The sequence below is a fragment of the Actinoplanes aureus genome (genome assembly GCF_015704865.1).
Lineage (GTDB): Bacteria > Actinomycetota > Actinomycetes > Mycobacteriales > Micromonosporaceae > Actinoplanes > Actinoplanes aureus.
In genome coordinates this window covers 18207-42351 of sequence record NZ_JADQTO010000045.1, presented here as the reverse complement: position 1 = coordinate 42351, position 24145 = coordinate 18207, and the positions used below count along the sequence as shown (strand labels likewise).

Below are 24145 nucleotides of genomic sequence, written 5' to 3'. Positions count from 1 at the left end.
TGTAGGCGAGCGCGGCGTCAAAGCGATGGAGAGGCGTTCGGCTCAGCTGTCTGATGCGCGGATGCTTGGCATGCCAAGGTCTACCGCGCCGGTGATCTTTCGCAGGCGTGTCGCTTGCTGTTGTTTGTCGCCGAGGAACCGCAGCGTGAGGTCAATACCCTCAATCTCACCGAGCCAGCCTTCGGCTTGCGCTCGTTCTCGGCGCAGGACCAGGTCCTTCTCCAGTTCGGCGAGTCGGGGCAGCATCTTCGGGTTGACATTGAGCATCGGGCAGCGGATGCAGGCGTGCTCGTGCTGGCAGGGGGTGCCGTAGGGGCGGGCACAGGAGCCGAGTTCGACTTTGCGTTTGTCGAAATGCTCTTCGAACTCGGCCATCTCGTCGTCGGTCGCCGGTCGGTATTCCTCCGCTGGCCGCTGCTGGCGTCGGCGGGCAAGGAAGGCCTGGTAGTGGCGGGTGACGTCGTCGTCGAAGACGGCGACGTAACCGCGGGTGACTTGCAGGTTGAGGTGGCCGAGCAGCGCCGCGCCGATGTGGATCGGCAGGCCGTTGTTGACCAGGTCGGTGGCAAACAGCCGGCGGAAGTCGTGCGGGGTGAAGTGCAACCCGCGGAAGGCGGGGTCGGTCTCGCCGATGATCTCGCAGCGGCGGCGGATCGTGTTCAGAACCGTGCCGGTGCTGACCACCATGCGCAGCATGCCGATCCGGCGCTGGAACAGGTGCGGCAGCGGGGCTGTCCACTGCCGTTCGTGACCGTCGTAGCGCGGCAGCGCCAGGACCGGCCCGTGCACGGTCAGGCGCCGGACGAGCACGGCGATGATGTGGAACAGCTCGGCCGACATGGGGATGACTCGTTCCCGGTTGGTCTTCGACGGCGCAATGACCAGCAGCGCGATCACCTCGCCGTTGGCGCGCTGGTACTGCCGCACGCTCAGGTGGGTCAGTTCGACCAGTTCCTCGACGCGGACACCGGTGTGCCGCAGCACCTCGACGTAGGCCCATTCCCAGAAGGCGGCATCTTCCTCCTTGGTCAGGTGTCGCACCGTGCTGGTCGTGTGGTCGCGTACGCGCACAGACGGCCAGTGCGCGTCGTCGTGATGGCGTTGGTCGATCCTGTTGTTCAGACGGGTGTAGGCGGCACCCTGATGGGTGAAGTCGTCGCCCAGCGCGACATTGCGGGCTGCGTCGAACAGCGCCTTGACTCGGGTGTAGTTGTCCTCCACAGCGGCCACGAGGGTGGGCAGCAGCGGCTGGCGTTGCCGGATGCGGTCGGCGATACGTTCCGTGATACCGCGGCGCCGTTTCGCGAAGCCGCGCAGGTCTCCGGGCGGGATCGGGCACGGCGCGGCCCAGCGTGCCCAGCGTTCGGGTTCGTCCAGCGCCCAGCTACCGAGATCCATGTAGAAGGCGCGGACCGGCAGCAGGATGTTACTGATGTCGACGCGTGGCTTGCCGTCCTTGCGCAGCCGGATGGCCTCCAGCCACTGCTCGTAAAGCGGCTGCGCGATCGTCAGATCACGCTGGGCGGGGTTGAGTTTCTGGATCGTGGCCCAGAACAGGCCGCCGATCGCGCGGGCGAGGCCTTCCTGCGTCGTGTAGTCGGTGTCGGCCTTGCGCCGGTTGATGTAGTCGATGATCAGCTGACGCACGGCGGGATCGCGGACGCCATAGAAGTCGACCATCTCCTCGGTGCTGCGCTGACCCTTGTAGATGTAGGTCCGCAGGGTCGGTGCTGTATCCGGCGGGAAGCAGCCGGTCTGCACCAGGACTTCCCAGGCCAGCAGCCCGGCGAAGCGTCTGCGGGCCTTGTCGTCGGTGACCGTGACACCGAGCCGGCGGCTCTCGGTGGCGTAGAACAGCAACGCCTCCGGAGTCAGGTCGGCCAGGGCGAGGTCCTGCGTGGTGAGGGCGCAGGTCACGTCGAACAGCGCCCGGTATTGGTGCTGCTCGGAGGTGCGCAGCGCCGCGACCGCCGTGAAGTAGGCGTCCAGGGCCGGGTCCTGTTGTGCCTCACGGAACGCGTGGGCGTACTGGTTGAATTTGTTTGACCGGAACGCCGCCAGGTGCGGCCGGAGGATCCGCAGGCAGCACAGGGCTTTCAGGCCGTGCGTGAGGTGGTAGCCGTGGAACTTGTCGGCGACCAGGGCGCTGACCGGGCGGCCGGGCTCGTCCAGGCCGCTGGCTTGCCATCGGTCCTGCCAGGTGCGGCCGGGGAACTGTGCGAGGTGCTCCAGCAGCATCCGGGTTCCCGAGCGCCGCTTCTGCCTCGGCGAGACCAGTTGGGAGCCCAAGCCCGTGCCGGCGATGTCGACGATCCTGGCGATCGAGGCGCGCGACAGCTCACCAAATGGCCGTGGGGCGACCTTGGCCACGCCCGGCTTCGGATCGATCCGGTTAACGGCGAAGCGGGATCCCCGGGTGGGCCGCTCGGCTGCGGCGCGTGCGTCCGGGGGCCGCCGGTTGCGCAAGGTGTAGCGCTCAGCCACCGAACACCGCCCGGATGTCGGCGGCGTCGTAGCCAGGTGTGTAGGTGCGCTGCGGGCGAGGCCGCTGGTAATGCTCCTGCAACTTGTCGAACATCTCCTCGATCCGCACCGTCACGTAGCGGGCCGTGACGTTGATGTCGGCGTGCCGCAAGATCTGCTGCACCTCAGCCAGCGTCATCGCCGGGTCATTGGCCATCCGCGTCGCGGCGGTATGCCGCAGGTCGTGCAACGTCCAGTTCGTGCCCAAGACCGCGTTCGCCCGCTGCAGAACGCGCCGCATCGCCCAGTACGTCAACGCACGCTTCTCACCGCGGCGGGTCCGCCACAGCGGTTCGTCGGCCGCCGGCACCCCGTCAGCGTCGAGATACCGCGCGAGGTAGAGGAACGCCTCTGGGCTCGCCGGGACCGCCTGGCGCAGCCGGGTGCCCTTCGACACGACGTAGATCTTCAGCCCGCCCCAGTCCACGTCGCCAAGTTGGGCGCCGAGCAGCTCGTTAGCGCGGGCCCCGCTCGAGACGTAACACAGCAGCACCGCCCGGTCCCGATCGCAGGTCATCGCCGCGAACAGCTCATCCCACTGCGCGTCCGTCAGCGCTCGCGGAGCAACATCGGCGACCCGCTGACGCAGCCGAGCGCGGCGGAAGACAGCCCGCGCCTCGACCGGGCTGCGATGCCCCAGCGCGCGGCGCCGCTGCCGGGAACTCGGCACCGGGTTCACGACCGGGCCACGACCGAAATGCCCATGGAAGGAGTAGAAGCCGTGCACCGCGCTGAGCGCGTGATTGATCGTCCGAGGCGCGTACCCGGCGGCCAACGCCGGCTTGCCCGTCCGCAGATTCACCATTCCTGCCGGCGTGCCCCCGGCCCTTCGTCGCTCCCGCTGCGGATTCGCAGCCGTCCGCATCCAGCCGACCATGACATCGGCCTCGGACTGCGTCGCCTTCTCCCACGACACATCGAGCGCCCACAACACCCGGAACCAGCGCAGCAGGTCGAAGCCGTAGCTGCGACACGTCAACGGGCTCATGTCACTCAACGCGAGATCTCGCAGGTACCGGGTCACCGGCTCCAGCTCGGTGCCCGACTCGTCGACCACCACGTACGGCGGCAAGGTGCCTCGACCCGGCTCGACCGATCCGATCCGCGGCAGGTCGGCTCGGCCATTCATCAGCCGCTCTCGCAGCTTCTCCATGCGAAACGTTCCCCTCTCCTACCAGGGAAACGAGGCGAACTCACCTTGAGCTACCAGTTCCTGGTGCAGAGAAGCTCGCGGAAGTGGAAGGGCGATGTGCTCGACGCATGGATCGCCGACAACATCGAACCCGGCCACCTTCATGTGCTCGGATACGGCGCAGACGAGCAACGGCGCATCACCCGCGACCGCAAGATCACCCGGCACGGCCGCGTTCCCGACTATCCCCTCCTGCGCTGGGGCTGGACCCGATCCACCACTGGCCTGTTCATACATGACACCACAGGTCAACAGCTCAACCGGAGCTGTTGCTATCACTGCCCGTTCCAGTCGGCGACGATCAGCCGCCCGGCGTGGGTTCAGCGTTGGCGCGAGCACCCTCTTCTCGCCGCACGGGGATTGGAGTTGGAGTATCGGGCGCTGGCGCTCAACCCGCGGATGCCGATGTTCGGCAAACTCAGCGCCTGGTCGCTGGCGCGAGCCCACCGTCTCGATGAGGTGGTCGGCATCGCCGAGCGACAGCTGGCAGCCGGGCAGTGGGCGCTGTACGAGGTGCGGCGCGCCTACAACGGTCCAGCCCCCGCGTGGCGTTCCGTCCGCGCCCTGGCGCGCGGCACCCGCCAACAGATGACCGCGAGGCTCGCCCCGCGTGGCCGCCTAGCCGTCGACGAGCACGGCATCTCCCGAGTGTGGCTGCGGCCGAGGCCCCCTGGCCAGGTGGGCGCCGAGCACCTGCTCGTCGCCGCGCCTGCTGGGATCGCGGACAAGAAGCGAAAGACATTCGAGTCCGTCTGGTCTCTGCACAGCCCTTCACCAGCGCCGTCGGCCGACGACCCGCTTCCGTGCGGGCTCTAGCCACCTGACCGTAGCCCGCCTCTCGGGTTCGTCTCCATCCCGCCAGAGCCGACCCGGTCTTCACCGCGCGCCCTCGTCGCCCTCGCGGCGTACGAGCAGTTCCGCTACTCAAGGATGGGAGTGCCATATGAATCCCCTCAGCAGCACGCCAGAGAGTGCGCAGCCCCCAGACGAGACGGACCGCCTCGCCCGGATCGCGCTGACCTGGCTGGTCGAGCCCGGCAACCGGACAGTCTGGTCGATGGTTGAGCGCGCCGACGCTCCTGCCGCGCTCGAACGGCTGCTCGCCGGTGACATCGCCGATGCCCCACTGCGGGCCCAGGTGATCGCCCGTGCCGCCACCGGTGATGCCCGCCGTATCGCGGAGATCGCCCTACGCCGGGCGCAGCGTATCGAGGCACGGCTGGTCGTGCCGTCCGATGGTGAGTGGCCGGCATCGGTGAACACACTGGCGGCATTGGAGCTCGACGGTCCTGGGGCCATCAACCGCGACATCCGGCCACCCCTGTGCTTCTGGGTACGCGGCTCCTGGCCGCTTGCCGAGGCTGTTGATCGGTCGGCGGCCATCGTCGGCGCGCGGGCCGCGACGAGCTACGGCACGCAGGTCAGCTCAGACCTGGCATATGGCCTCGCCGACCGGGGCTGGACCGTGGTCGCAGGAGGCGGATTCGGCATCGAGGCCGCCGCTCACCGCGGGGCGCTTGCCGCCGGTGGCCGCACCGTCGCATTCCTCAGCTGTGGCGTAGATCGGCCCTACCCTGCCGGTAACAGTGCGCTTTTCGACCAGATCGCCGATCGTGGTCTGCTGATCAGTGAGTGGCCGATCGGTGCAGAGCCGCTGCGGCACCGCTTTCTTGTTCGGAATCGGATCATCGCCGCTGCCACTCGCGGCACGGTCATCATTGAGGCCGCCAAGCGCAGCGGAGCCGCCCAGACGATAGGGCGAGCGCTCGTGTTGAACCGGCCGGCGATGGTCGTTCCCGGTCCCGTGACCTCAGTGATGTCCGCCGGCTGTCACGAGATCCTCCGCTCCGAACCGGCCGCCCGCCTGGTCACGTCGGTTGACGACGTACTGAGCGAGATGGCCGGGGCAGCACACACGACATCGAACGACTAACGGCTCGGGTCGGGCGGGAACCGTTCGGTGCCGCACCTAAACGCGGTGCTGTCTACGCGGCGTGCAGCGAGATGCTGTCAGCGCGCAAGCCTTCATCTTCATCCGCGCTCAACTGGCGACGCGCCCGGCGAACGCGCGGATTCGCACCCGCCATCATCGCTGGCCGCGGCCCGCAGGGAAGCGCCAGGGGCCGCCGCTGCCCAAAGGCGTTGTACCGGCCGCGTCCCGGGCCGGCAAGGGCGCTGCGCCCGGCACCGCCACGTCATACACCTGCCGCGGCTCCACTACCCCCGATGGCGGCGCCGGCTTGGTCCCTGGCCTGCCCGAGCCGGCACGGCCGGTGCACGCCCGGGGCCAGCGCGGCCCGGCTCTCTCCCCCGAGCCGGGGGGGGGGGGGGGGGGGGGGGGGCCCCAGGCCGGAAGCCCCCCCCCGGGCGCCGCCGCCCCGCGCCCCCCGCCAACCCCCCCCGACCCGGCTACCCCCTTGGGGTGGCTTCCCCCGATCGCAGTACGCCCCTCGGTGCACGAGCCACGGCCGCACCCTTTGCAATGTCGAGGAAGTGATCACATGCTCGAACCGGACAACAGCAGCGTGCGCGGCCCGGTCGACCTGCTCGCCACCATCCCGTACCTGCTGGGCTACCACCCCGACAACAGCATCGTCGTCGTCTTCGCCGATGAAGAAGAGAAAGTCGTCTGCTGCTTCCGCACTGACCTGGATGCACCTGCTTCCTTCGTCGTCGACAAGGGCATCGCCGTTGCCGCCCGCGAAGAGATCCGTTACGCCTTTCTCCTCGGCTACGGGCCGCTCACCAGCCGCGACACGGTCGCGGAGGCCGCCCGCAAGCTCAACACGGCGATGCCGGTGCGCGATGCGCTGTTCGTCGCCGGCGGCCGTTACTACTGCACCGTGGACGGCTGTACCTGCGCCGCTGTCGACGGTGTCCCCTTCGATGTGTCCAGCAGCGTGATCCCCGCCGAGATGGCGCTTCGCGGCGCCGTAGCGTTGCCATCTCGGCACGACGTGAGCAAGATCGTCAATCCGGATGCTGCCACGCAGGCGCGCACCGCAGCTCAGCTCGCTGACAACCCGCACTTGCGCGCAGATCCGCGGGCCGTCGTGCGCTCGAGCATGGACATCGCTCAAGCGGGAGCCCGCCTCAGTGCCGAACAGACGGCGCAGCTCGCACTCGCCCTCCGGGAGACTGACGGTCGCAGGGCGGCGTGGTCGGCCACCTCCGCCGAGATGTGGCAGCACGACCTGTGGCTAGACATGACGCGCCGCGTCCCCGACGAATACGTCACCACGCCGGCGAATCTGCTGGCCTGGAACTCCTGGCGGCGCGGTAACACCGCCCTGGCGTGGGCGGCACTATCGCGGGCCTACACCGCAACACCGGACAATCCGCTGTCCATCCTCATCGCCACCGTGCTGACATCACCGGTCAACCCGGCCACGCTGCCGTGGCCGCTGCCGGCAAATGTCGACCCCAGCGTCCTTCTCACCCTGCTGACCCCCGCGGCCCCGGACCCCGGTACCCCGGGTCCGCAGCTGCCGACGCCACAGCCCGGCCAGTCCTAGCTAGGACACGGGCGCACCCGTCGCCTACACAGCGGACCCCGCCGACGAGGCGACCGCTGATGTCCGGGCCCTGGCAGGCCCGGACGTGGGGGCGAGTCCAGCAGGCGGGCGGCGGGTGCGCCGAGCCGCTGACTGGACGGGCGCCAGTACCTCCGGGCTGCTGCCGGACACCAAATTGCCCATCACCGACCATGCCCCCGACGCCGCAACCCGTTGCGGGCCAGCAACTGCCTGCTGGCTCAACCGTCGCGATGCCCGCGCACACCACACCGGCGATCGGCACCGCCGAACAACAGCCGCAGGCGGCGGCGCGAGCTCTCGTGAACGACCGAACACCCGACTACTCACATCGGTAGGGAGAAGCAATGTCCATCAGGTTGGAGAAAGTCCGCATGGAGCAGCCCACCGGAGCCGCTCGCACCACCGGGCCCTTCGAGGTCACCAGGGATGTCGGCGGACCCGAACAGACCGTGACCTACTCGATCAGCGTGCACGACGGTGGGCACAGCATCCGGCTAGTCGGAACAGAGCCGCACCTCTACGCCTGGCTCACCCGGGCACGCACAGCGCTCAGCAACAGCACCGACGGTCCGCACATCATGAACGTCGTCGCGTTGTCCACCCATCACCTGCCCGAGTGGATCAGCGACGACCTCAGCGGATTCAAGGGTGTCACCGCCTACGACACCGTGTATGGCTGGCTGCTTCGCGTTCCGAACGACCTCGTCGAGCACCGGCTCCACTACCCGGACACCGTGCCAGACGAGGTGTGGCGACTGTGGGAGTACGCCCACAAGTTCAGCGCCGAGTACATCCTGCTCGACGTTGACGCTGACCCCGCGGACGTGCTGCCTCCTGGGATTGGTGACGCGAATGGGTACTCAGACAGGACCGCTGACGCCACGCCGAGACGACTTCTACGAGCTCGATTGCGTAGCAGCAGTCCCGGCTGGGATGGCTGCACGGCGCACCCTCCCTGTGTCGCCGCGGTGGCGGGCAGCCGTGGCGGTGCGAAGGCGACGGCTCGGTGCCTGGCGGCGGACCGGGCGGAGGGCGAGCAGCGTCCGCTCCTGGATCAGGCTCAGCAGGCGATGACCGATACGCCGTTCGCTGAGGTTCGGTTCATCGCGGTGTTCGCCGGTTGCGCTATCCGAAACGAATGCTCACGGCCTGCCCGTGGGCTACGCCTCATGTCGGTCTCGTTCCTCCGGGTTGATCCGTTTCCCGACGGTGCCGCGACCGCGGCCTGATGGCCGTCTTCGAGCAGCCGTCACTGTTCGACGACCAAGCGTGTCAACGGTGGAGGCGCCGCCAGCAGTCGTGGCGGCACCCCGACGAGGGCGGCTTCGACGCGCTGCGGTACGAGACGGTGGAGCTTGACTACAAGTCGGCGCAGGCTTTCGTGACCGAGCATCACTACAGCGGCCGGTTCTCCTCGGCGGTGCTGCGTTACGGCGTGGTCGAGAAGGACGCCTGCCGTCTGGTCGGTGTGTTGGTGCTCGGGAACGGCATGACTCCGGCCGTGCTTCGCAATCCGTTTCCGCACCTCATCCCGCACCGGCAGTCGTTGGAGTTGTCGCGTCTGGTGCTGTTGGACGAGGTGCCGGCCAACGCCGAGAGCTGGTTCGTCGCGCGGTCGTTGTCGCATGCCGCCCGCGAGTACGGGCTGCGCGGTGTGGTCATGTATTCCGATCCCAACTCGCGCTGCACACCGTCCGGGCTGATTCTTCCGGGGCATCTGGGCATCGTCTACCAGGCTATGGGGTGTTGGTATGTCGGTACCAGCAAGCCCCGGTTCGAGGATCACCTGCCCGACGGCACCGTGCTGCCGGAACGGGCCGCGTCGATTAGTTGCGGTACAGGCGCTGTGGTGACGGTCCGGCAATAGGACAGACGTTCACCGGTGCGAGCGGCATGGTTGTCCAGGTCACTGGACAGCGTCGTTGAGCCGATCCGGCTGGACGAGCCCGCTCTCCGGGGCCGCGAGTAGGGAGTTCGCTGCCGCAGCGTGCCCACTCGTCGATGTCGTCGGGCCAGGAAGCGGGCCGGCCTTGGTCGTCCCAGAAACCGGTCTCAATGTTGTCGGTGAGGAGGGCGGCGTTCCGTGCAGCGCGCTCTTCAGGATGATTCGGCACCTTGATCGAGCATCGGAGGGCAGGGTCTCCCTGCGCCACGGTCCGAGCATAGGCATAGCCAGTCACCGTCCGGCATCTTCTTCCGGCGGACTCCAAGACCGGCATCTTCTTCCGGCGCCACCAGCTCCAGGAGTAACCGCTGGCGTGGTGTAGCGCCACCATGTCGCCGCCGTCAGGCGCACCGAAGCCCCTGCCGTCGGTTTGCGACATTCGGTGCCCGAGCTAGTATGCCCGTGCGCACCCCGGGGTCGAGAGTCTAGCGCTCCAGCTCGCTGACTACCGCGTCGGTGACCTCACTTACCCCCAGTTGTCGCCCTAGCGGGTCGGCAAGCGGTTCGCGCAAGAGTTCACCTGATCTTGCTTGTCACGCCCCGCGGTCGGGGGGATGACGTCCGGCTGGGCTCTGCCGCTTGCAAGGTGATCCACGTTCCGGCGACGGGTGGCTATTTCCCGCGACTTGTAGTTTTTGCGACGAGCAGCGTCTGGACAACATTTTGGAGCTGCGATGTCAGGTCGATCATGGATGCGTCCGGTCATACTGCGTACGTGGACGTACAACGAACCAGACGCCATGCGAGGGCGACTGGGCGACAGTTGTCGGCCGCCGCTGGGCCATCCTCTCTCCATCCCGGCGCAAGCCCTCATCGGCCGTACCAGCGTTCATTCCTTCCTGCCGCCGTCACGCATAGTGACGGCACATCCGTGCGGTCACCAATCCAGCCGGCACCGTGTCCGACCTCTGCTGAAGACCGACCATGACCCGCCGAATCGCCCTGCGCATGCCACTCCGAAGGATTCTCGCAGCCTCTGTACTCGCGCTTATTGCCGGCGCGCTCGCCATTCAGGTTCAGGCCCCACCGGTCACCAGCCCAAGTAATGCCGTATCGTCTTCGCCGACGGCGCCCTCCATACCTCCCCAGGCTCGCATTCCCGCATCCGATGCGCCCGGCGGCGAACTTGGAGTCCTCACCCTCAACGTCGGCGGGATTGAGGCCAAGCGGGGTGTTCCTTGGGAAACCCGCGCGCAACGCATCGCGGCATGGTCCAACCGGAACGGCATTGCCCCTGACATCATCGCCCTTCAGGAAGTCCACGGGTGGCTTTGGCCGTTTGGGTTTGCGAACTGTGGCCGAGGGTTTGGGGTCCAGGCGGGCGATTATGACCAAATCGACATCCTGCTCAAGGCACTCCGTGACGGCACCGGCGTTACCTACCGCGTCGCTTACCTCACCGGCAACGAGGCATCGTTTAGCTTCGCCGGCACTTGTATTACATATCGCTCTCAAGCAGTCCTGTACCACCCGGGGCGGCTCGCCAATCTTACCGCCCGGGCCGGCGACGGGCGGCCGCACAACGACATCGATGGCTTAGACGGCGTACCGCATTTGCGTCGTAGTCTGCCGCTTTGCAGCCGACGCACGAACCTAATGCCGCTTGAAACGCTCCTTGATGGGGCCAGCCAGACCGACAAATGCGGCCGTCCCACACCTTCCGGGCCTGCCTGGGCGGTACTTCGCGCCGGCACCGTCAAAGCCACCTTCGTTCGCCTCGCGCTCACCACCGACCCATCTAGATCGATCGATGTCTTCAATGCACATCCCGGCTTGGAACACGAGGATCTCGATGGACTTGCTATCAAGCGCCTAATCGATAAGGTTGAGCGTCCATACTCCAGCTCGTCGCTCTATTATCCCCCATTGCTAGTTGGCGACCTCAATGATCTCAACATAGGGAGGGATTTCCCCGCTTTCGTCACGGCCCACGCGCCACCACAGAACGATGTTGAGGTCATAGGAATCGGAAACGAAGAAAGCTTCCCAGCGCAGTACCGAGCACGCGTGGCAAAGCGTGCTGTCCTTCCGGATCTACCGCCGGGTGTCCTTTGTCGCCGCGAGTCAGTCGACTTGCTTGTAAGTGATCACTGCGGCGTATTTGCACGATTCGAGTGGGACGGCCCCGATGCCGGAGTCCTTCGCGGCGTCTTCGTCGATGGACCAACCAGGGTCCCGGCAAATAGCAAATACCGACTCGTCGCCGTGCCCTCCGGCGGCAATCCGCTCATGTCGGTCCGATGGCAGCCAGGTGACGCCACGTCGCCACAATTGAACGCTCGAGCAGGAGATTCAAACACCATCCAGACTTGGACCGTGAGCGTTACCGATCCGTTCATCGCCCGAACTGTGTCCAAGTCCATATCCGTCATCGCCGAAAGTACCTGCCAGCCGAGCTGCAAAGCCTCGCAAGCTTCCTGCCTTTCCTGCAGGGGATCCAGCTGCCCCCTCCCTCGCGAATGTGCAGCCGAGTACCTCCGTTGTGTAGCGGGATGCCGGTCGTCCGCTCGTAATATAAGATCCGCGAACGCCACCTGTTCAATCGGTGGACGTCTTTATCCTGCGTAGCTGTCGGCTTCGACGTGGTGCTTGAGGTCACTGATCTTGCGCTCCGCAGCTGGGAAAGGCAGCTCGGCGGGTCGGGGCGGTGCGCAGTTCGTTTGAAGCAACCATCTCAGCTTGTCGGCACGCTTCGTCGCTCGGCGGACGCCAGCGCGGCTTCTGTAGCCGAAAGATCACGCTTCAGCCGCCGGGCCTCGATGACTGCCGTGTTGCGCTCCAGGGTCAGCTTCCGGTTGGCGGACTCGAGGTCCGAGATGCGATCTTGCATCGCGCCGACGCGGTCAAGCTCGGCGGAGGTGACCGTTGCGTCCATCTGGTCCAGCCGAGCCTGCGCGAGCGCCTGCTGGACGACGCGCAGCTGATTGACCAGGTTCTTGTTCCGCGCCAGCAATTGTGCGTTCTCGGTCTTCAGCTGCTCGGCCACCTCAGTCTGGCCGGTTGCTGCGGCTGTGATCCTGTCCCGCCGGATCTGGGCGCGGACTCTGTCGGCGTAGGCCTTCACGTCTTTGTGCTCGTAGAGCCAGTTTTCGTGCACGTCCGCCAAGGCGTGAATTGCCGTGTTCGTTAGCGGCCGGCCAGAGCGTTCCATCTCGACGATCGCGGCTTCGACCCGTCGCTGTGCCTGGCCGCTGCGGACGCGGTTGCGGTCGATGGCCTTCATCCGGCCGCCGACCAAGATTTCCGTGCGGGTCGGCTTCGTCGCGGTCACAACAGGACCTCTTCGCGTCCAGCCGTGGCCGACATCTCGGCTGCGGCGAGGGGATGGAAGGTCCGCTCGTCGACGAGGGCTCGGACGAGGCCTCGTTTCGATCCGAGCGGTTCGAGCAGTTCCCGATCGATGCGGTCCATGCGGTCGAGCGTGTCCCAGATCAGCTGCCGGTCGTCGTCGGTGACCATGTCGCTGGAGCGGATCTCTTCCTCCAGGGTGGCGATGAGGTCGTCGAGGCGTTCCACCTCGAGTTGCACCTTGGTTGCCAGCGCGTTCGCCAACTGGCCTTGCGGCATCAGCCGCGCCCTTTGCTGGGCGAGCAACCGGGCTTTGCGGTGCCGGGTCCGATGCAGATCCGGCAAGTCGCTCACGGTGGCGCGGAAGAAGAAGCAGTTCAGGCATTCGCTTCCGAACTGGCAGGCCGCTCCGTGCCGGGCCACGTTGCCCTTCTCGGCGCAGCTGCCGCATTCCATCGTGGCGCGGGTGATGTCCTCATGATCGGCCAGCGTCGTGGGGATGGGCAGGAGCACCACGTTTCCGTCACCAGTGATCCGCGCCGACCGGGCCTGTTCAAGCTGCTTGAGGCCGGTCCATTGATCGGCCATGGTCGGCCGTGCGTAGACCTGCGTGCTCAGCAGCTTGTCGTGACCCATCAACCTCTGGATCGTGTCCAGGGGCACGCCGGCGTCGTGCAGGTCCTGGCCGAACGTATGCCTCAGCGAGTATGCGGTGAGGCGGAAGAGCGGAAACCCAATTCCGTCGGGTCCCACGATCTTCGGCGTTTGCTGGATACCGGCGTGGCCCTTGCTGCCCTTGCCGACCCATTGCCGGATCCAGGAGTTGATCACCGAACCGCTCAGCGGCACCGTGCCGTCCCGGTTGTTGATCGTCTTCGGGAACAGCCGCAGGTTCGGGTTGAGCGGCTCTCCAGAGTCGTTGAACCACCTCGGGTAGGTACGGCGCAGCCAGTCCTGCTGCCGGCGGATCACGGCGGCGGCCCGCTCAAACACTGGGATGTCCACAACGTGGCCACCCTTGCCGTCCTTGAGCCGATCGGTGTAGCGCAGACGCGGGTAGGTGCGTTCCTCCCCATCGATGACATCGGTGACCACCGACATGCAGTCAAACGGGAAGTTCATCTGGTCCTCTGGCCGGCGTCCCAGGTGCATCAGCAACTCGACGCCGTTGCGGGCCAGCCCGTCAGCGCCGAGAAGGGCCAGGTGAGCGCGCAGCTGATCGAACACTACCGCTGGGAGCGCCTTGTCCTCCTCGGCCAACCCCTTGGCCTGCCGGTTCAGTCTCCCTTCCTCGTCCTGACTGCTGATCTGCGCCCTACTCACGCGCCAGCCAGGTGCGTGACCGCCGAGCTTCCGCAGATAGTCGATGTGCGTCAACAGGATCACGTTCAGCAGCCGCAGAAGGTTGCCACGGTTACTCGTGGTCATGAGCAGCACCGGCCGGTTTCTGTCGCGGCTGTTCGGGTTCGGCGTCAGGAGCCGGGCTGCGATTCTGTCTCGCTCGGCTTGCGGCGGCGCGCCTGCTCCGTCGTCGAAGCTCTGCAGCATCAGGTACTGCGTGCTGTCCACCACGCGCCGTTGGAGCCAGCGGGCGAATCCGTCGCACGCGTCCTCGCTGAGGATCTGCGCTGGCGTTCTGTCGCCGAGGGTCAGCAGGTAGGCGCTCCACCAACGGAACAGCCGACCGCTTTCGGTAATCTTCGTGGCGCCACTGCCGAGCGCTGCGACATGCCGGATGTGGAGCGTCGCGAGCTGCACCAGCCAGGGCTGGGTCACATCGCTGATGTCGACGGTCCGGTTGCGGTACTTCGGGTTCAGGACCCCGAGCCGGATCACTGGGCGCTGCAGCTCATCGTCACCCGTCGCCAACGCCCAACGGGCACGACCGATCCAGCGGACCAGACGGCTCCAGTAGACCTCTTCGAGCTCGCTGGGATCGATCTCGCTGACGGCGCGCCCGCCGCCGTGGTCGCGCAGCCAGTTGACTGCGTGTTTGGTGTTGCCGATCGAGAGGACGACGTGCTCGCGGTAGTCCGTCTGGATCGCCCAGCACACCTGATGGAATTGCACTTGGTTGAGCGCGCTGAGGTCGATCAGGTTACCGGGTGTCGTCTCTTTGATCGGCTGTGGCACCCGAACCCAATCGTCAACGTCCGGCTTCCCGAGCTTGCGCCAGCGCTTGCCATGGACAGAGCACAGTCGGTGCGTCGATGCACTCGCCCAGCGCGGGCATGGTTCGGTCTCGTTTTGCCGCGCCCGGCACCGCCCGAAGGTCGGGAGCGGAGCCGGGTCGCGCGCCAGGTACTGCTCCAGCGTCAGATTCAGTCGATTCAGCTCGGAGCCGTGCTGGTTGCACAGTCCGAGGCCGCGGTCACCGGTTCGCTCGAAGCCCGGCATCCGACAGATCCGGCAGAGTTCGCGTTCGAGCCGCCCCAGGTCGCCGCGCGGAGGACGGTAGGACGCCGGCACCGTGTGCCACGCCTGCCCGGGCCGAAAGATCCACACGCGAGTCCGCATGTTCAGCCCCAGCGTCTGGCACAGCTCCCAGTCGGGTTGCAGGTCGACGGCCTTGAGCTCGTACTTGTCGGCGGGCGGCCCGGCGAACGCCAATCCAGCGTTCGAAGCTGCGATCTCAGCGGTTCTCAATGCGCACCTGCCGGGCGTTCTCCAGGCGCAGCACTGCCGCTGCTACGGCTTCGTCCGAGGTCTGTCGGTACACGGTCTGCGACTCGATGCTGGCGTGCCCAAGCAGCCGTTGCAGCAGGTCCGGTGGCATGTCCACGTCGGCGGCCTCCTGCCCAAACCCGTGGCGCAATAGATGAGGAGTGATATGCCGAAGTCCAGCCCGTTTAGCCACCACCTTCACCATCTCCCGGACCGCCGAGCTGCCCAGAGCTTGTCCCTCGCGACCCAACGGGCCGGCGAACGCGAGCAACAGCCACGGCTGTTCAGTGGCACCGCGGATCCCAGCGCGTTCCTCGAGCCAGGCCCACCACAGCTGCACGACGGCGGCGCCCATCGGAACCGCAAACGGATCCCGACGCTTCACCCCGTCGTGGTGCGGATGATCGACCGCTGGCTCCACATGCAGATGCGGGCCCATCCGACGCGACGGGCACGGCACGGCGTCCGGCATCGCGTGGATGCGATCTCTCTTGAGCGTCACGACCTGGCCGACGCGCAGGGCGCAGTAGCGCATCAAGGCCAGGCAGAACGCGTCTCTGGCAGAGGTCACCTGACCGATCAACAGGGCGAACTCCTCGGCCGTCACCGGCCGCCGCTGCTCGCGATGCTGCCGCACCTGCCGGTCAGCGGTCGTTGTACCCGATCTGATGACGTAGCGCGACCGAAGACGCAGCTCTGGGCCGCCGCTCCAACCGGCTCGCAGGTGCACGGGCGACCCCAGCTCGTCCGTGACCTCGAACAGCAGGGACATCACGTCCCTGCTGACCAACTCGTGCAGGACGCCGAAGCGGTAGAGCCCGCTGATCGCCGTCATCATGCTCTGCAAGGTCTGCCGAGACGGCCCCGCCATGCCCCGACCGGAGTTCGCGCGTCGCAGGGCTCTGCGCCAAAGCAGGAACTCGTCCATGTCCGCCGCGAACGACTCCCAGCTCTGCTCTTTGATGCGCCGGTACTGGATCGCCGGAACCAGCCAGCCGGCGTAACTCTTCGTCGTCCGCTCGCTCCGACCCCGGCCTACCACGAGGTTGCGCAGATACTGCTCAACTACTGGTTCGCGTTCCAGGGTCGAACCGACCAGCGGTGCCCAGAACGCGAGGTCGCCGGCAATGCCCCTCCGAACAAGTTGGACCGCCGGCAGACCTTCGTACATGGTCGGAAAGTAGCACTTTCCACCGAAATGTTCCCCGCCCCGGTCTCCTGTGTCCTGGAAACCGAACGAAACTCCCTGTGCTTGGCGCTGTTCGACCGCCTTTCCCCGGAAGACGGGGAGGCTCGCCCCACCTCAACTAACGTCGAAGCTGCGCCGGATGGAACAGGGCGCGTACGGAGCAGTACGCCGGCTCGTCGCCTTGGGCGCCGACGATCCCGGCGATCTGCGCCGACTCGGCGAACAGCAACGGGCGGCGTGGCTGAAGACCTCACTGGTCAAGATCGGTGCCCGCCGCGAGAAGCGTCGAGGCAAACATCGCTATCTGCTGTGCGTCGGAGGACGAGCCGCGCGGCGCGCAACGGCTCGCGGGATAGCGCTGCCGCGCATGCCGTACCCGAAACACGACCTGTTTACGGCGGATTGACCGCGGCGCTCGGCCGGGCGCTCACGCTACCTGCGCGTTTGCGCGGGTCCGCCCTGATCAGCCCGCGCTGCGCCTCGGCACGCCTGCGCCCTCGCGCTGCCGAACCGCGAATCACAACGGCCACGACTGCGGCGGCGCTCCGATCGTGCCGCTGACCGCCACTGCCCAGGCCGTCGAACCGCTAGCCCGGCTCGCCGACTGCCAGCAACAGGCCCGCTGCTGACCCGATTGAACCGTCTCGTCGCCAGATATCAGCGCCTGAGAGGAGACTCGTGGATCTCGAACAGTTGGTCCCCGACATTAACGTCTTCCAGCGCCACTTCCAGGCCATGGAGCTGGCCGAGGAAGAAATCACCAAGGCCGTCCGCACGTACCCACACGCCGAAGCCCACATCCAGAAAAGCTTCACGCTGCTGCGCCCTGCAGACCTCGACCTGCTACGCAGCACCGACGTATATCGAGCGCACTGCCGCGAACTGCTACACCGTGTCGCCACCGGCGCAGACACCCGGCCCGGCACCGCCGCCGAATGCTGCCTCGCCCTCGCCGAGATAAGCCGACGCGTTCCGCTCAACACCAGCGCCGCCGGCCTCTACGCCCGCATGTGGAAACAAGCCGGCCTTCCGCAGGCGCCCCTGGCCGACGCCGCCGAGCACTACGAAGCCATTACCGCGACCACCATCGACGAGTTCGAGGCCCAGCTGCGCAGCAAGCTCGCCCAGCCGTGGCGGCAGTAGTCGCCAGACCCTCACGGGTTCGGCCAGTTAACGGCCAAGGCTGCCACGACGGTCACACGAGCCAGGTGGCCGAAAACCACCTACTGCCCGGATTGGTCCGTGCCTTCGCCCGTCGGCCGGCACGATCACTGCGTCGCTGACCCATCCGCGCCAGCAGGTGCTGCTCGTCACCGCTGCGACATCCAGGTTGCCGGCCGTTGCACCTGAGCCGTCCCCAGCCACCAAGGCAAGGCCACCCATGCCCGTGGCCGAGCGCCGTGAGGTCGGCAGCCGGCACCGAACCGAACCCGCGAACTGCGTGAATCATGCTGACGGACAACCGGCACTCGTGAATGGCGCCGGTCGGCCCGTCAGATCCGCTGTCAGCTCTTCTCTGTTCTCGAAGCCGTCTGCGGCTCCTCCTGCCCGGGTTCTCCCAGGGCGTGGTGAGGGGCTGCGGGCGGCTTTCTGTCGTTCTGGAGTGCGATTTGCCGTCTCAGTTCTGGCAGCCCAGCACGCTCGCAGCCGCGACCGCTTGACCATCATCTTCTCTGGTCGCCCTTGGTAGCGCGGCACGCCGGGTTGCTGGCGGCGAATCCTGGCCGCCCGCGGCTGGCCCCGCAAGACCCACCGGCGCACCCGCGGCGTGACGTCGCACCGGCCTCGGGTGGGTCTTGACGGGTCGGCGCCGATCGGGCGGCCCACTCGGATCGCGCCAGCACCGCCGTCCGTGCGCATCGCCGGGCGGGCGGCGGCTTCCTTTTCACCCCTTCTGCTTGGAAGGACACCAACTGTGAGCTCAGCAACCCTGTCCCCGGACACCACAGCCATCGACGGCAGCGACGGACTGCCTACCGATGACACCTCCGCCGCGACCGGCGCCGAGCTGGAAGTCGCGCAGCCGGTACTCATCGGTGACATCGTCACCGGGCCGGTGCACCTCAACGTTGGCGAGGATCAGAACTTGCCGCCCATCCGGGCCGGCTGGGTCGACGCCCGCACGCTGTACGACAACCCGCGCAACCCGCGCAGAAACCCCCGAGACATCGACGATCTCAGGGCCTCCGTCGCGGAGGTCGGTGTGCTGGTGCCGCTCGTGCTCATCGACAGGCAGCCGCCGGCGCTGATGCTGTCCGACGACCCGGTTGAGGCGGCAGAGCAGATACGCGCCGTCAACGCGGAGAGCGCAGCGCAGGCCGCCGCCGACCCGGGCTTCACCATTTTCATGGGGCATCGTCGTAAGTACGCCGCCATCGAGACCGGCCGGTACATGGTGCCGTGCTGGCTCGTGCCGGACGAAGGTGCGGCGCACCAGATCATGGGGATGCTGCTGGAGAACGGGCACCGCGCCGGTCTCACCCCGATGGAGGAGGCCGAGGCCTACCACCAGCTCACCTTGGAAGGCCTGACAGCCGAGGAGATCGCGAAGGTCCGAGCGATCTCGACCGATGAGGTTCGCACCGCTCTGCGTGCCCGCGAGCTGCCCAAGCTCGCCCAGCACGCCCTGAACGAGGGCACTTTCACCATCGAGCAGGCGATGGCTCTGGAGGAGTTCAAGGACAACCCGCGCGCCACCGAACGCCTGCTGGGTGAGCTGGACAACGAGTGGCGGTTCAAGCAGGCGCTTGCCGCCGAGCGGGAGAAACGCAACTTCGCCCTGGCGCGGGAGCGGGCGAAGGCGGAACTGGTCCTGGCCGGGGTGAAGAGCACCAGCCGGCCGAAGGGTTTCGGCACCACCGAGAGCACTGCCGTCGACGTCGGGCAGCTGGTCGACGCCGACGGCCGTGACCTGGACGTGGAGCAGGTCAAGAAGCTGCCCGGCTTCGCCGCGTTCGTCGAGAAGGACGGTGCCACCGCCCGCACGGTCGTGTACTGCGAGGACCCCGCCGCACTCGGCTACACCCGGCGCCCGCAGCCGGCACGCCCGGGTATGTCCGCCGAACAGCTGGCCGCCGAGCAGGAACAGCAGCAACGCGAGGATGAGTTCCGCGACGCGTTGGTCGTGGCGGCCACGGTGCGCCACGAGTTCCTGTGCCGCACCTACGGCACGGCGAAGGGCGCCCGCAAGCTGGCCGTCGAGGCGATGCGGGCGGCGGCACTGCGTCAGAACATGGGCCGCTCGGCTGACTTCGAGGACCTGTACACGGCGCTCGGCGGCTCCGACGCGGAGGTGCTGAGGACGGCCGGGGAGGACCGGCTGCGCCGGTCGCTGGTCGCGGCATGGGTATGCCGGCAGGAATACAACCTCTCCCAGACCCTGCAGCGCTACCAGTACTCCCTCGACAAGCCCGCCGCAGCCGCCTGGCTCGAACGGCTCGTCGACGCGAGATACCCGCTGTCCGACGCCGAGGCCACCCTCTACGACTCTCTCAAGCCGCCGCCTGCGGCAAATGACCAGGACACCGACGAGCAGGCGGACACCGAGCCCACCGGCACCCTGCAAGAGCCGGCCGGCGAAGACGACGAGCCGGCCGACAACAGCCAGACGAGTGAGACGCAGCCCGGTGAGGACCACGAACCCGAGGAGACCGACCATCAGGCGCAGACCCAGCCTGACGGCGTCAACTCCGAACCGCCGGCCGCTGAAGGCGACGAGCCGGGCGGCCATGCCGAGTTGAGCGAGCAGGAGCCCGGCGAGGATGTCGACCTCTCCGGTCACGACGTCGGCACGCCCCCTGCCGACGGTATCGATCCCGACGACGACGCCACCACATCGGTAACCGAACTCCACGAATGTGAGCCGGCCCTGGCCGCCTGACCGCTCCCGCCCCTCTACGGCGCGCGTCCCATGCAGCTGATGCACGGGACGCGCGCCGTTCGTCGTTTCGGAGGACGTTTCCGGTGTTCACTCTCACCGATTTGTTCTGCGGCGCCGGTGGCAGCGCCAGCGGAGCCGAGCTCGTCGACGGCGTCACCGTCGTCATCGCCGCCAACCACTGGGACAAGGCCATCCACACCCACCAGCACAACCTGCCGCACGCCGGGCACGACTGTGCCGACATCTCCCAGGTCGATCCGCGCCGCTACCCGTCCACCACCTTCCTGTGGGCGTCGCCGGAGTGCACCAACCACTCCCAGGCCAAAGCCATCCGCGAAGCCGACAAGGTCCCCGACCTGTTCCAGCAGACCTTGCCCGACGAGGCCGCCGAACGCTCCCGCGCGACGATGTGGGACGTCGCCCGCTTCCTCGAGGCGAAACTGCTCGCCGGCCAGCCCTACCTCGGGTTCGTCGTCGAGAACGTGGTCGAGGTCGTCAAATGGTTGCCCTACCGGGCGTGGCGCCTCGCTCTGACCGACCTCGGCTACTGCCTGCATACCGTCTACCTCAACTCGATGTTCGCTCAGGCCGGCGGCGCCGGGGCACCGCAGTCCCGCGACCGCTGGTACACCCTTGGCCATCTCAAGAGCTTCGGCCGCTGTCCCGACCTGCGCCGCTGGACCCGCCCCGACGCCACCTGCGACCGGTGCGGCATCACCCAGAAGCCGGTGCAGGCGTGGAAGAACCCCGACCGGCAGTGGGGCCGCTATGGCACCCACGGGCAGTACGTGTGGGCGTGCCCGAACGCCGGCTGTCGCGGTAACCGGGTCTACCCGGCCGTGCTACCCGCCGCCGCCGCGATCGACTGGGCGCTGACCGGCACTCGTATCGGTGACCGCAGCGAACCCTTGGCGGACAAGACGATGGCGCGGATCACCGCCGGGCTGGACCGCTACGCCCGGCCCATGATGGTGCCCGTCGGCGGCACGTGGCGCACCGACGCCCTGCCCTTGGATGTTCCCATGCCGGCGCGTACCACCCGGGAGAACGACGCCCTCGCCGTGCCGCCACTGCCCGACAGCGCAGCCCTACAGTTGGCCGGGACTCCGCTGATCCTGCCGTTGGAAGGCCGCGCGACCCTCGCGCATGTACGGCCGGTCGACCGGCCGCTGCGGGCGCAGACCGGCCGCCACCAGGACGCGCTGGTCGTGCCGATGCGCAACCACGGGGTGGCTCGGCCCGCTGGCGCGGACCCGCTGCCCACCGTCACCGCTGCCGGTAACCACCACGGACTGCTCACGTGGCCCCGTCTGTTGATCCCTTACTACAGCAGTGGGCGGGCCCGCAGCGTCGAGCAGCCAATGGGTGCGCTGTCGACCGTCGACCGATACGGGCTGGTGGACACCGAACCAGCCGACGTCATCGATGTCCTGGACTGCTACTTCCGCATGTTGGAACCGCAGGAGATTCAGGCCGGCATGGCGTTCGACCACGCCTACCAGATACTCGGCACCCGCCGAGAACGCGTCCGGCAAGCCGGTAACGCGGTTACTCCGCCCGCGGCGCGGGATCTGATCGCGGCCCTGGTGGAGCTGGTGTCCGGGCAGACGCCGACTTTCCGCGCGGACTCCGGGCTGGCGGCATGAGCACCCATCCGATCGACGAGCATCGCGACACCGTACTGGTTGACAGGCTCACTGCCTGGCTCAACACCGAGCCCGAGCCCTCCGGCGCTGATCTGCTCGACTACGTGTTCCAGCTGATCAAGCACAGCGGGCGGCCACTGCTGAGCGAGACGTGGGACTTCACCGCCGACGTAGACGAGGACCGGCACGGGCTGATCACCGCGACGATCACCGCTGGTCCGTTCACCATCCGCGTCAGTCAGGCCGTCGACGACCGCGCCGACCTCAACGTGGTGATCACGAGCGCGGACGCCCCGGCCGAACGCGACGACTACGGGCTGTCCATCACCGTTGACGACCGGCTGGTGCTGGAGCCCATGACCTTCACCCACACCAGCACGGTGCCCCCGGAACTGCAATGGAGCGAGCAGACCAGGCGCCAATGATCTGAAACCGCCGCGATGCTGTCGACCCCGAGCTACACGAAGTAGGGCTCGCCGGCACCCGGCGCGTGTGTCCGCTTTACAGCCCTGGCCGATGGCCGCCATCCGGCTCCCTCCAAGGCGCCACCGTTGTCGCCTTGTTGAGCCCCTTCGTTGCCGCAGCCCCGGGCCCGCTCAGGGCCCGGGGCTTGCTGCTGTGAGAGGAGTTTGCCCCGTGACGACCGATGAGACCGTCGTCTTGCCCGCATCCCTGTACCGCGTTCGACGCCCGCTGACCGGTCCGGAGTTGCAGCATCTTCGCGTCTGCATCAACGGCGACGCCCCGCACGCGCAAGCCCTGGTTGAGGCGACCGTTGCTGCCGTCTTCGCTGCGCTGCTCAGCGACGTCGGGGAACAGGACAGCGACGGCGGGCCACACCGGCATTTCGATCCGCGCCGGTACGCCATCCCCGCCGTCCAGTGGGCCGCGATCGCGGACGCGGTCACCAGCCGAGCCTACGGCTGGAACGCCTCCATCGAGGCGGGGATGGAACTGTCCAAGCGCCTGCCGAGCCCGTACGTCGACCCCTCCGTCGAGGTGCCGTTTCTAGGCCCCGAGGACGGCCGCTCCCACACCGTCCGCATCGAGGTCACAGCGCCGGCGGCGAACGTCATCGCGGCCTGCGAGGCGCACGTCCTCGCGCTCGCGCAGGCCTACGGCAGCGAGTCCCAGCAGTACCAGGCCGCTGCCGCGAGTTGGCGGCGACAGCTCGTACCCCTTTTACGGACTGGCTTGGTCCGCGCATCGTGGTGCACGCCGCCGACTCTGCCCTCTCGCTGCGTGTCAGCTCCGACCGCGGCCCCGGCTTCCGCATCATCTTCCACGGCGAACGGCGCCGCTGCACGCGAGGCGATTGCCGCGCCGTCACCGACTCCGGCTACCTCTGCGCGGCAGATGCCCGCTGGCAGCCCGAAACCCCAGGCGACGTCATCGGCGACCACGAGCATCAGCCCAGCTTTCCGTACGACACACCGCAGCCCGGCACGTGGTCAACCAGCCCCTGAACCGACGAAAGGATGCCATGGCACAGATCGAGTACCAGAGCTACAACATCAGTTCCGACACCGTCGGCGAGGGCGCGTTCTCCGTCGACGGTGACGTCACCCTGTCGCAAGCTCAGCGACTTGCCGAGCAGGACGCCGGCGCCGAGCTCTCCGTCGACCTCGTTGCCGTCGTCAACCCCGATGGCACTGATCTGGTCGCCCGGTGGGAGACCGACCACGCCGAGGAGTTGTAGAGAACCGGCCGCGCGGAGGCACTCTCCCGCAATGAGCCACCTCTGACACATCACCACGTCTGAAGGCCCGCACCCCGACCCCGGGGGTGCGGGCCTTCACCGTTTCAGACAAACAGGAGTCCGTTCTCATGTCCGCACACCGGTTCCCGGTCAACGACAAGGTCATCTGCGATCCCACGCAGACCCCGGCGCGATACCACGGCATCGTCTACATCGTCAAAGGTCACGGTCCGAAGAACGCCATCCTCACGCCGGTCAATGGCGGCAAGGGACTGCGCATCCCGGAGGCGCTGCTGCTGCCCGCCCCCGAAGACGGCGCGATCGTGGCGACCGTGGCAGCGCCACTGCCGCCGCTCGATTTCGGCGCAGTGGTCACGGTGCACTCGCCGGCCTGGACCGGCGGTAACGGCCTGCACGTCGTGCTGGCCGACCGTGGAGACAAGGTCAAGCTAGTCCCGCTGGGCGGAAACCAGGGCAAGTACTGGCCCGGCGTTCCGCGGGCGTGGGTCCGCGAGGTGGACCGGACGGCACTGCTCGCCGCAGTCGCCGGGCTCACCGCAGCCGGGGACAGGCCACGGTGAAC

At 67.5% G+C, this 24145-nt stretch carries 18 protein-coding genes and 1 pseudogene; 14 read left to right on the top strand and 5 right to left on the bottom strand.

From position 1 onward, the window contains the following. Positions 1-42 precede the first annotated feature (42 nt). Positions 43-2484, bottom strand: coding sequence for a tyrosine-type recombinase/integrase (locus I4J89_RS51885; RefSeq protein ID WP_309238779.1), 2442 nt, complete (start codon positions 2482-2484; stop codon positions 43-45). Then, positions 2477-3676 carry a tyrosine-type recombinase/integrase gene (locus tag I4J89_RS46120; RefSeq protein ID WP_196420584.1) on the bottom strand — a complete coding sequence of 400 codons (1200 nt, stop codon included), beginning with the start codon at positions 3674-3676 and terminating at the stop codon, positions 2477-2479. The genes I4J89_RS51885 and I4J89_RS46120 overlap by 8 nt, the downstream gene beginning before the upstream one ends. A gap of 45 nt (positions 3677-3721) precedes the next feature. On the opposite strand from I4J89_RS46120, the gene I4J89_RS46115 reads away from it, so the two are divergent. The 6 genes and pseudogenes from I4J89_RS46115 to I4J89_RS46090 all read left to right on the top strand — a co-directional run bounded on the left by I4J89_RS46115 (position 3722) and on the right by I4J89_RS46090 (position 11764). Beyond that, on the top strand, positions 3722-4531 hold the full coding sequence (locus I4J89_RS46115) for a hypothetical protein (RefSeq protein ID WP_196420583.1): 810 nt from the start codon (positions 3722-3724) through the stop codon (positions 4529-4531). A gap of 127 nt (positions 4532-4658) precedes the next feature. After that, positions 4659-5615, top strand: a pseudogene (locus I4J89_RS46110) (DNA-processing protein DprA); the annotation flags it as partial. 601 nt (positions 5616-6216) lie between these two features. Next, positions 6217-7230 carry a DUF4192 domain-containing protein gene (locus I4J89_RS46105; protein WP_196420581.1) on the top strand — a complete coding sequence of 338 codons (1014 nt, stop codon included), beginning with the start codon at positions 6217-6219 and terminating at the stop codon, positions 7228-7230. Positions 7231-7595: 365 nt separating this feature from the next. Continuing rightward, the gene (locus I4J89_RS46100) at positions 7596-8480 is read left to right on the top strand and encodes a DUF5983 family protein (RefSeq protein ID WP_196420580.1); all 885 of its coding nucleotides are present in this window, start codon (positions 7596-7598) and stop codon (positions 8478-8480) included. Then, on the top strand, positions 8480-9118 hold the full coding sequence (locus tag I4J89_RS46095) for a Mom family adenine methylcarbamoylation protein (RefSeq protein ID WP_196420579.1): 639 nt from the start codon (positions 8480-8482) through the stop codon (positions 9116-9118). Before I4J89_RS46100 ends, I4J89_RS46095 begins: the two co-directional genes overlap by 1 nt. A gap of 1002 nt (positions 9119-10120) precedes the next feature. Then, entirely contained in the window at positions 10121-11764 is a 1644-nt protein-coding gene (locus I4J89_RS46090; protein WP_196420578.1) for an endonuclease/exonuclease/phosphatase family protein, read from the top strand. Between the two features lie 106 nt (positions 11765-11870). On the opposite strand, the gene I4J89_RS46085 is transcribed toward I4J89_RS46090, so the two are convergent. From I4J89_RS46085 to I4J89_RS46075, 3 genes are read right to left on the bottom strand one after another with little or no spacing between them, the layout of a single operon-like run. Beyond that, positions 11871-12467 (bottom strand): hypothetical protein, encoded by a 597-nt coding sequence (locus I4J89_RS46085; protein WP_196420577.1) that lies wholly within the window; start codon positions 12465-12467, stop codon positions 11871-11873. Then, on the bottom strand, positions 12464-15130 hold the full coding sequence (locus tag I4J89_RS46080; RefSeq protein ID WP_196420576.1) for a tyrosine-type recombinase/integrase: 2667 nt from the start codon (positions 15128-15130) through the stop codon (positions 12464-12466). The genes I4J89_RS46085 and I4J89_RS46080 overlap by 4 nt, the downstream gene beginning before the upstream one ends. Beyond that, the gene (locus I4J89_RS46075; RefSeq protein WP_196420575.1) at positions 15117-16319 is read right to left on the bottom strand and encodes a tyrosine-type recombinase/integrase; all 1203 of its coding nucleotides are present in this window, start codon (positions 16317-16319) and stop codon (positions 15117-15119) included. Before I4J89_RS46075 ends, I4J89_RS46080 begins: the two co-directional genes overlap by 14 nt. Positions 16320-16476: 157 nt before the next feature. Between I4J89_RS46075 and I4J89_RS46070 the strand changes: the two genes are divergently transcribed. The 8 genes from I4J89_RS46070 to I4J89_RS46035 all read left to right on the top strand — a co-directional run bounded on the left by I4J89_RS46070 (position 16477) and on the right by I4J89_RS46035 (position 24143). Further along, a complete protein-coding gene (locus I4J89_RS46070; RefSeq protein ID WP_196420574.1) occupies positions 16477-16743 on the top strand; it encodes a hypothetical protein in 267 nt (88 codons plus the stop codon). A 272-nt stretch (positions 16744-17015) separates the two neighbouring features. Continuing rightward, positions 17016-17480, top strand: coding sequence for a hypothetical protein (locus I4J89_RS46065; RefSeq protein WP_196420573.1), 465 nt, complete (start codon positions 17016-17018; stop codon positions 17478-17480). Between the two features lie 772 nt (positions 17481-18252). After that, entirely contained in the window at positions 18253-20217 is a 1965-nt protein-coding gene (locus I4J89_RS46060) for a ParB/RepB/Spo0J family partition protein (RefSeq protein WP_196420572.1), read from the top strand. A gap of 83 nt (positions 20218-20300) precedes the next feature. Then, positions 20301-21863, top strand: a complete 1563-nt coding sequence (locus I4J89_RS46055) for a DNA cytosine methyltransferase (protein ID WP_196420571.1) — start codon at positions 20301-20303, stop codon at positions 21861-21863. Next, a complete protein-coding gene (locus I4J89_RS46050) occupies positions 21860-22288 on the top strand; it encodes a hypothetical protein (RefSeq protein ID WP_196420570.1) in 429 nt (142 codons plus the stop codon). Before I4J89_RS46055 ends, I4J89_RS46050 begins: the two co-directional genes overlap by 4 nt. Before the next feature lie 783 nt (positions 22289-23071). Next, positions 23072-23329, top strand: a complete 258-nt coding sequence (locus tag I4J89_RS46045) for a hypothetical protein (RefSeq protein WP_196420569.1) — start codon at positions 23072-23074, stop codon at positions 23327-23329. Positions 23330-23346: 17 nt separating this feature from the next. Further along, complete coding sequence (locus tag I4J89_RS46040; protein ID WP_196420568.1) at positions 23347-23562, top strand: hypothetical protein; 216 nt, start codon at positions 23347-23349, stop codon at positions 23560-23562. Between the two features lie 128 nt (positions 23563-23690). After that, complete coding sequence (locus I4J89_RS46035; protein ID WP_196420567.1) at positions 23691-24143, top strand: hypothetical protein; 453 nt, start codon at positions 23691-23693, stop codon at positions 24141-24143. The last annotated feature ends 2 nt before the right edge of the window (positions 24144-24145 follow it).

Bases quoted from the DNA above. Each gene is read 5' to 3' on its own strand.
- I4J89_RS46040 (WP_196420568.1), top strand. From the start codon at position 23,347: ATGGCACAGATCGAGTACCAGAGCTACAACATCAGTTCCGACACCGTC.
- I4J89_RS46090 (WP_196420578.1), top strand. From the start codon at position 10,121: ATGACCCGCCGAATCGCCCTGCGCATGCCACTCCGAAGGATTCTCGCA.
- I4J89_RS46095 (WP_196420579.1), top strand. From the start codon at position 8,480: ATGGCCGTCTTCGAGCAGCCGTCACTGTTCGACGACCAAGCGTGTCAA.
- I4J89_RS46075 (WP_196420575.1), bottom strand. From the start codon at position 16,319: ATGTACGAAGGTCTGCCGGCGGTCCAACTTGTTCGGAGGGGCATTGCC.
- I4J89_RS46035 (WP_196420567.1), top strand. From the start codon at position 23,691: ATGTCCGCACACCGGTTCCCGGTCAACGACAAGGTCATCTGCGATCCC.
- I4J89_RS46070 (WP_196420574.1), top strand. From the start codon at position 16,477: ATGGAACAGGGCGCGTACGGAGCAGTACGCCGGCTCGTCGCCTTGGGC.
- I4J89_RS46050 (WP_196420570.1), top strand. From the start codon at position 21,860: ATGAGCACCCATCCGATCGACGAGCATCGCGACACCGTACTGGTTGAC.
- I4J89_RS46120 (WP_196420584.1), bottom strand. From the start codon at position 3,676: ATGGAGAAGCTGCGAGAGCGGCTGATGAATGGCCGAGCCGACCTGCCG.
- I4J89_RS46100 (WP_196420580.1), top strand. From the start codon at position 7,596: ATGTCCATCAGGTTGGAGAAAGTCCGCATGGAGCAGCCCACCGGAGCC.
- I4J89_RS46105 (WP_196420581.1), top strand. From the start codon at position 6,217: ATGCTCGAACCGGACAACAGCAGCGTGCGCGGCCCGGTCGACCTGCTC.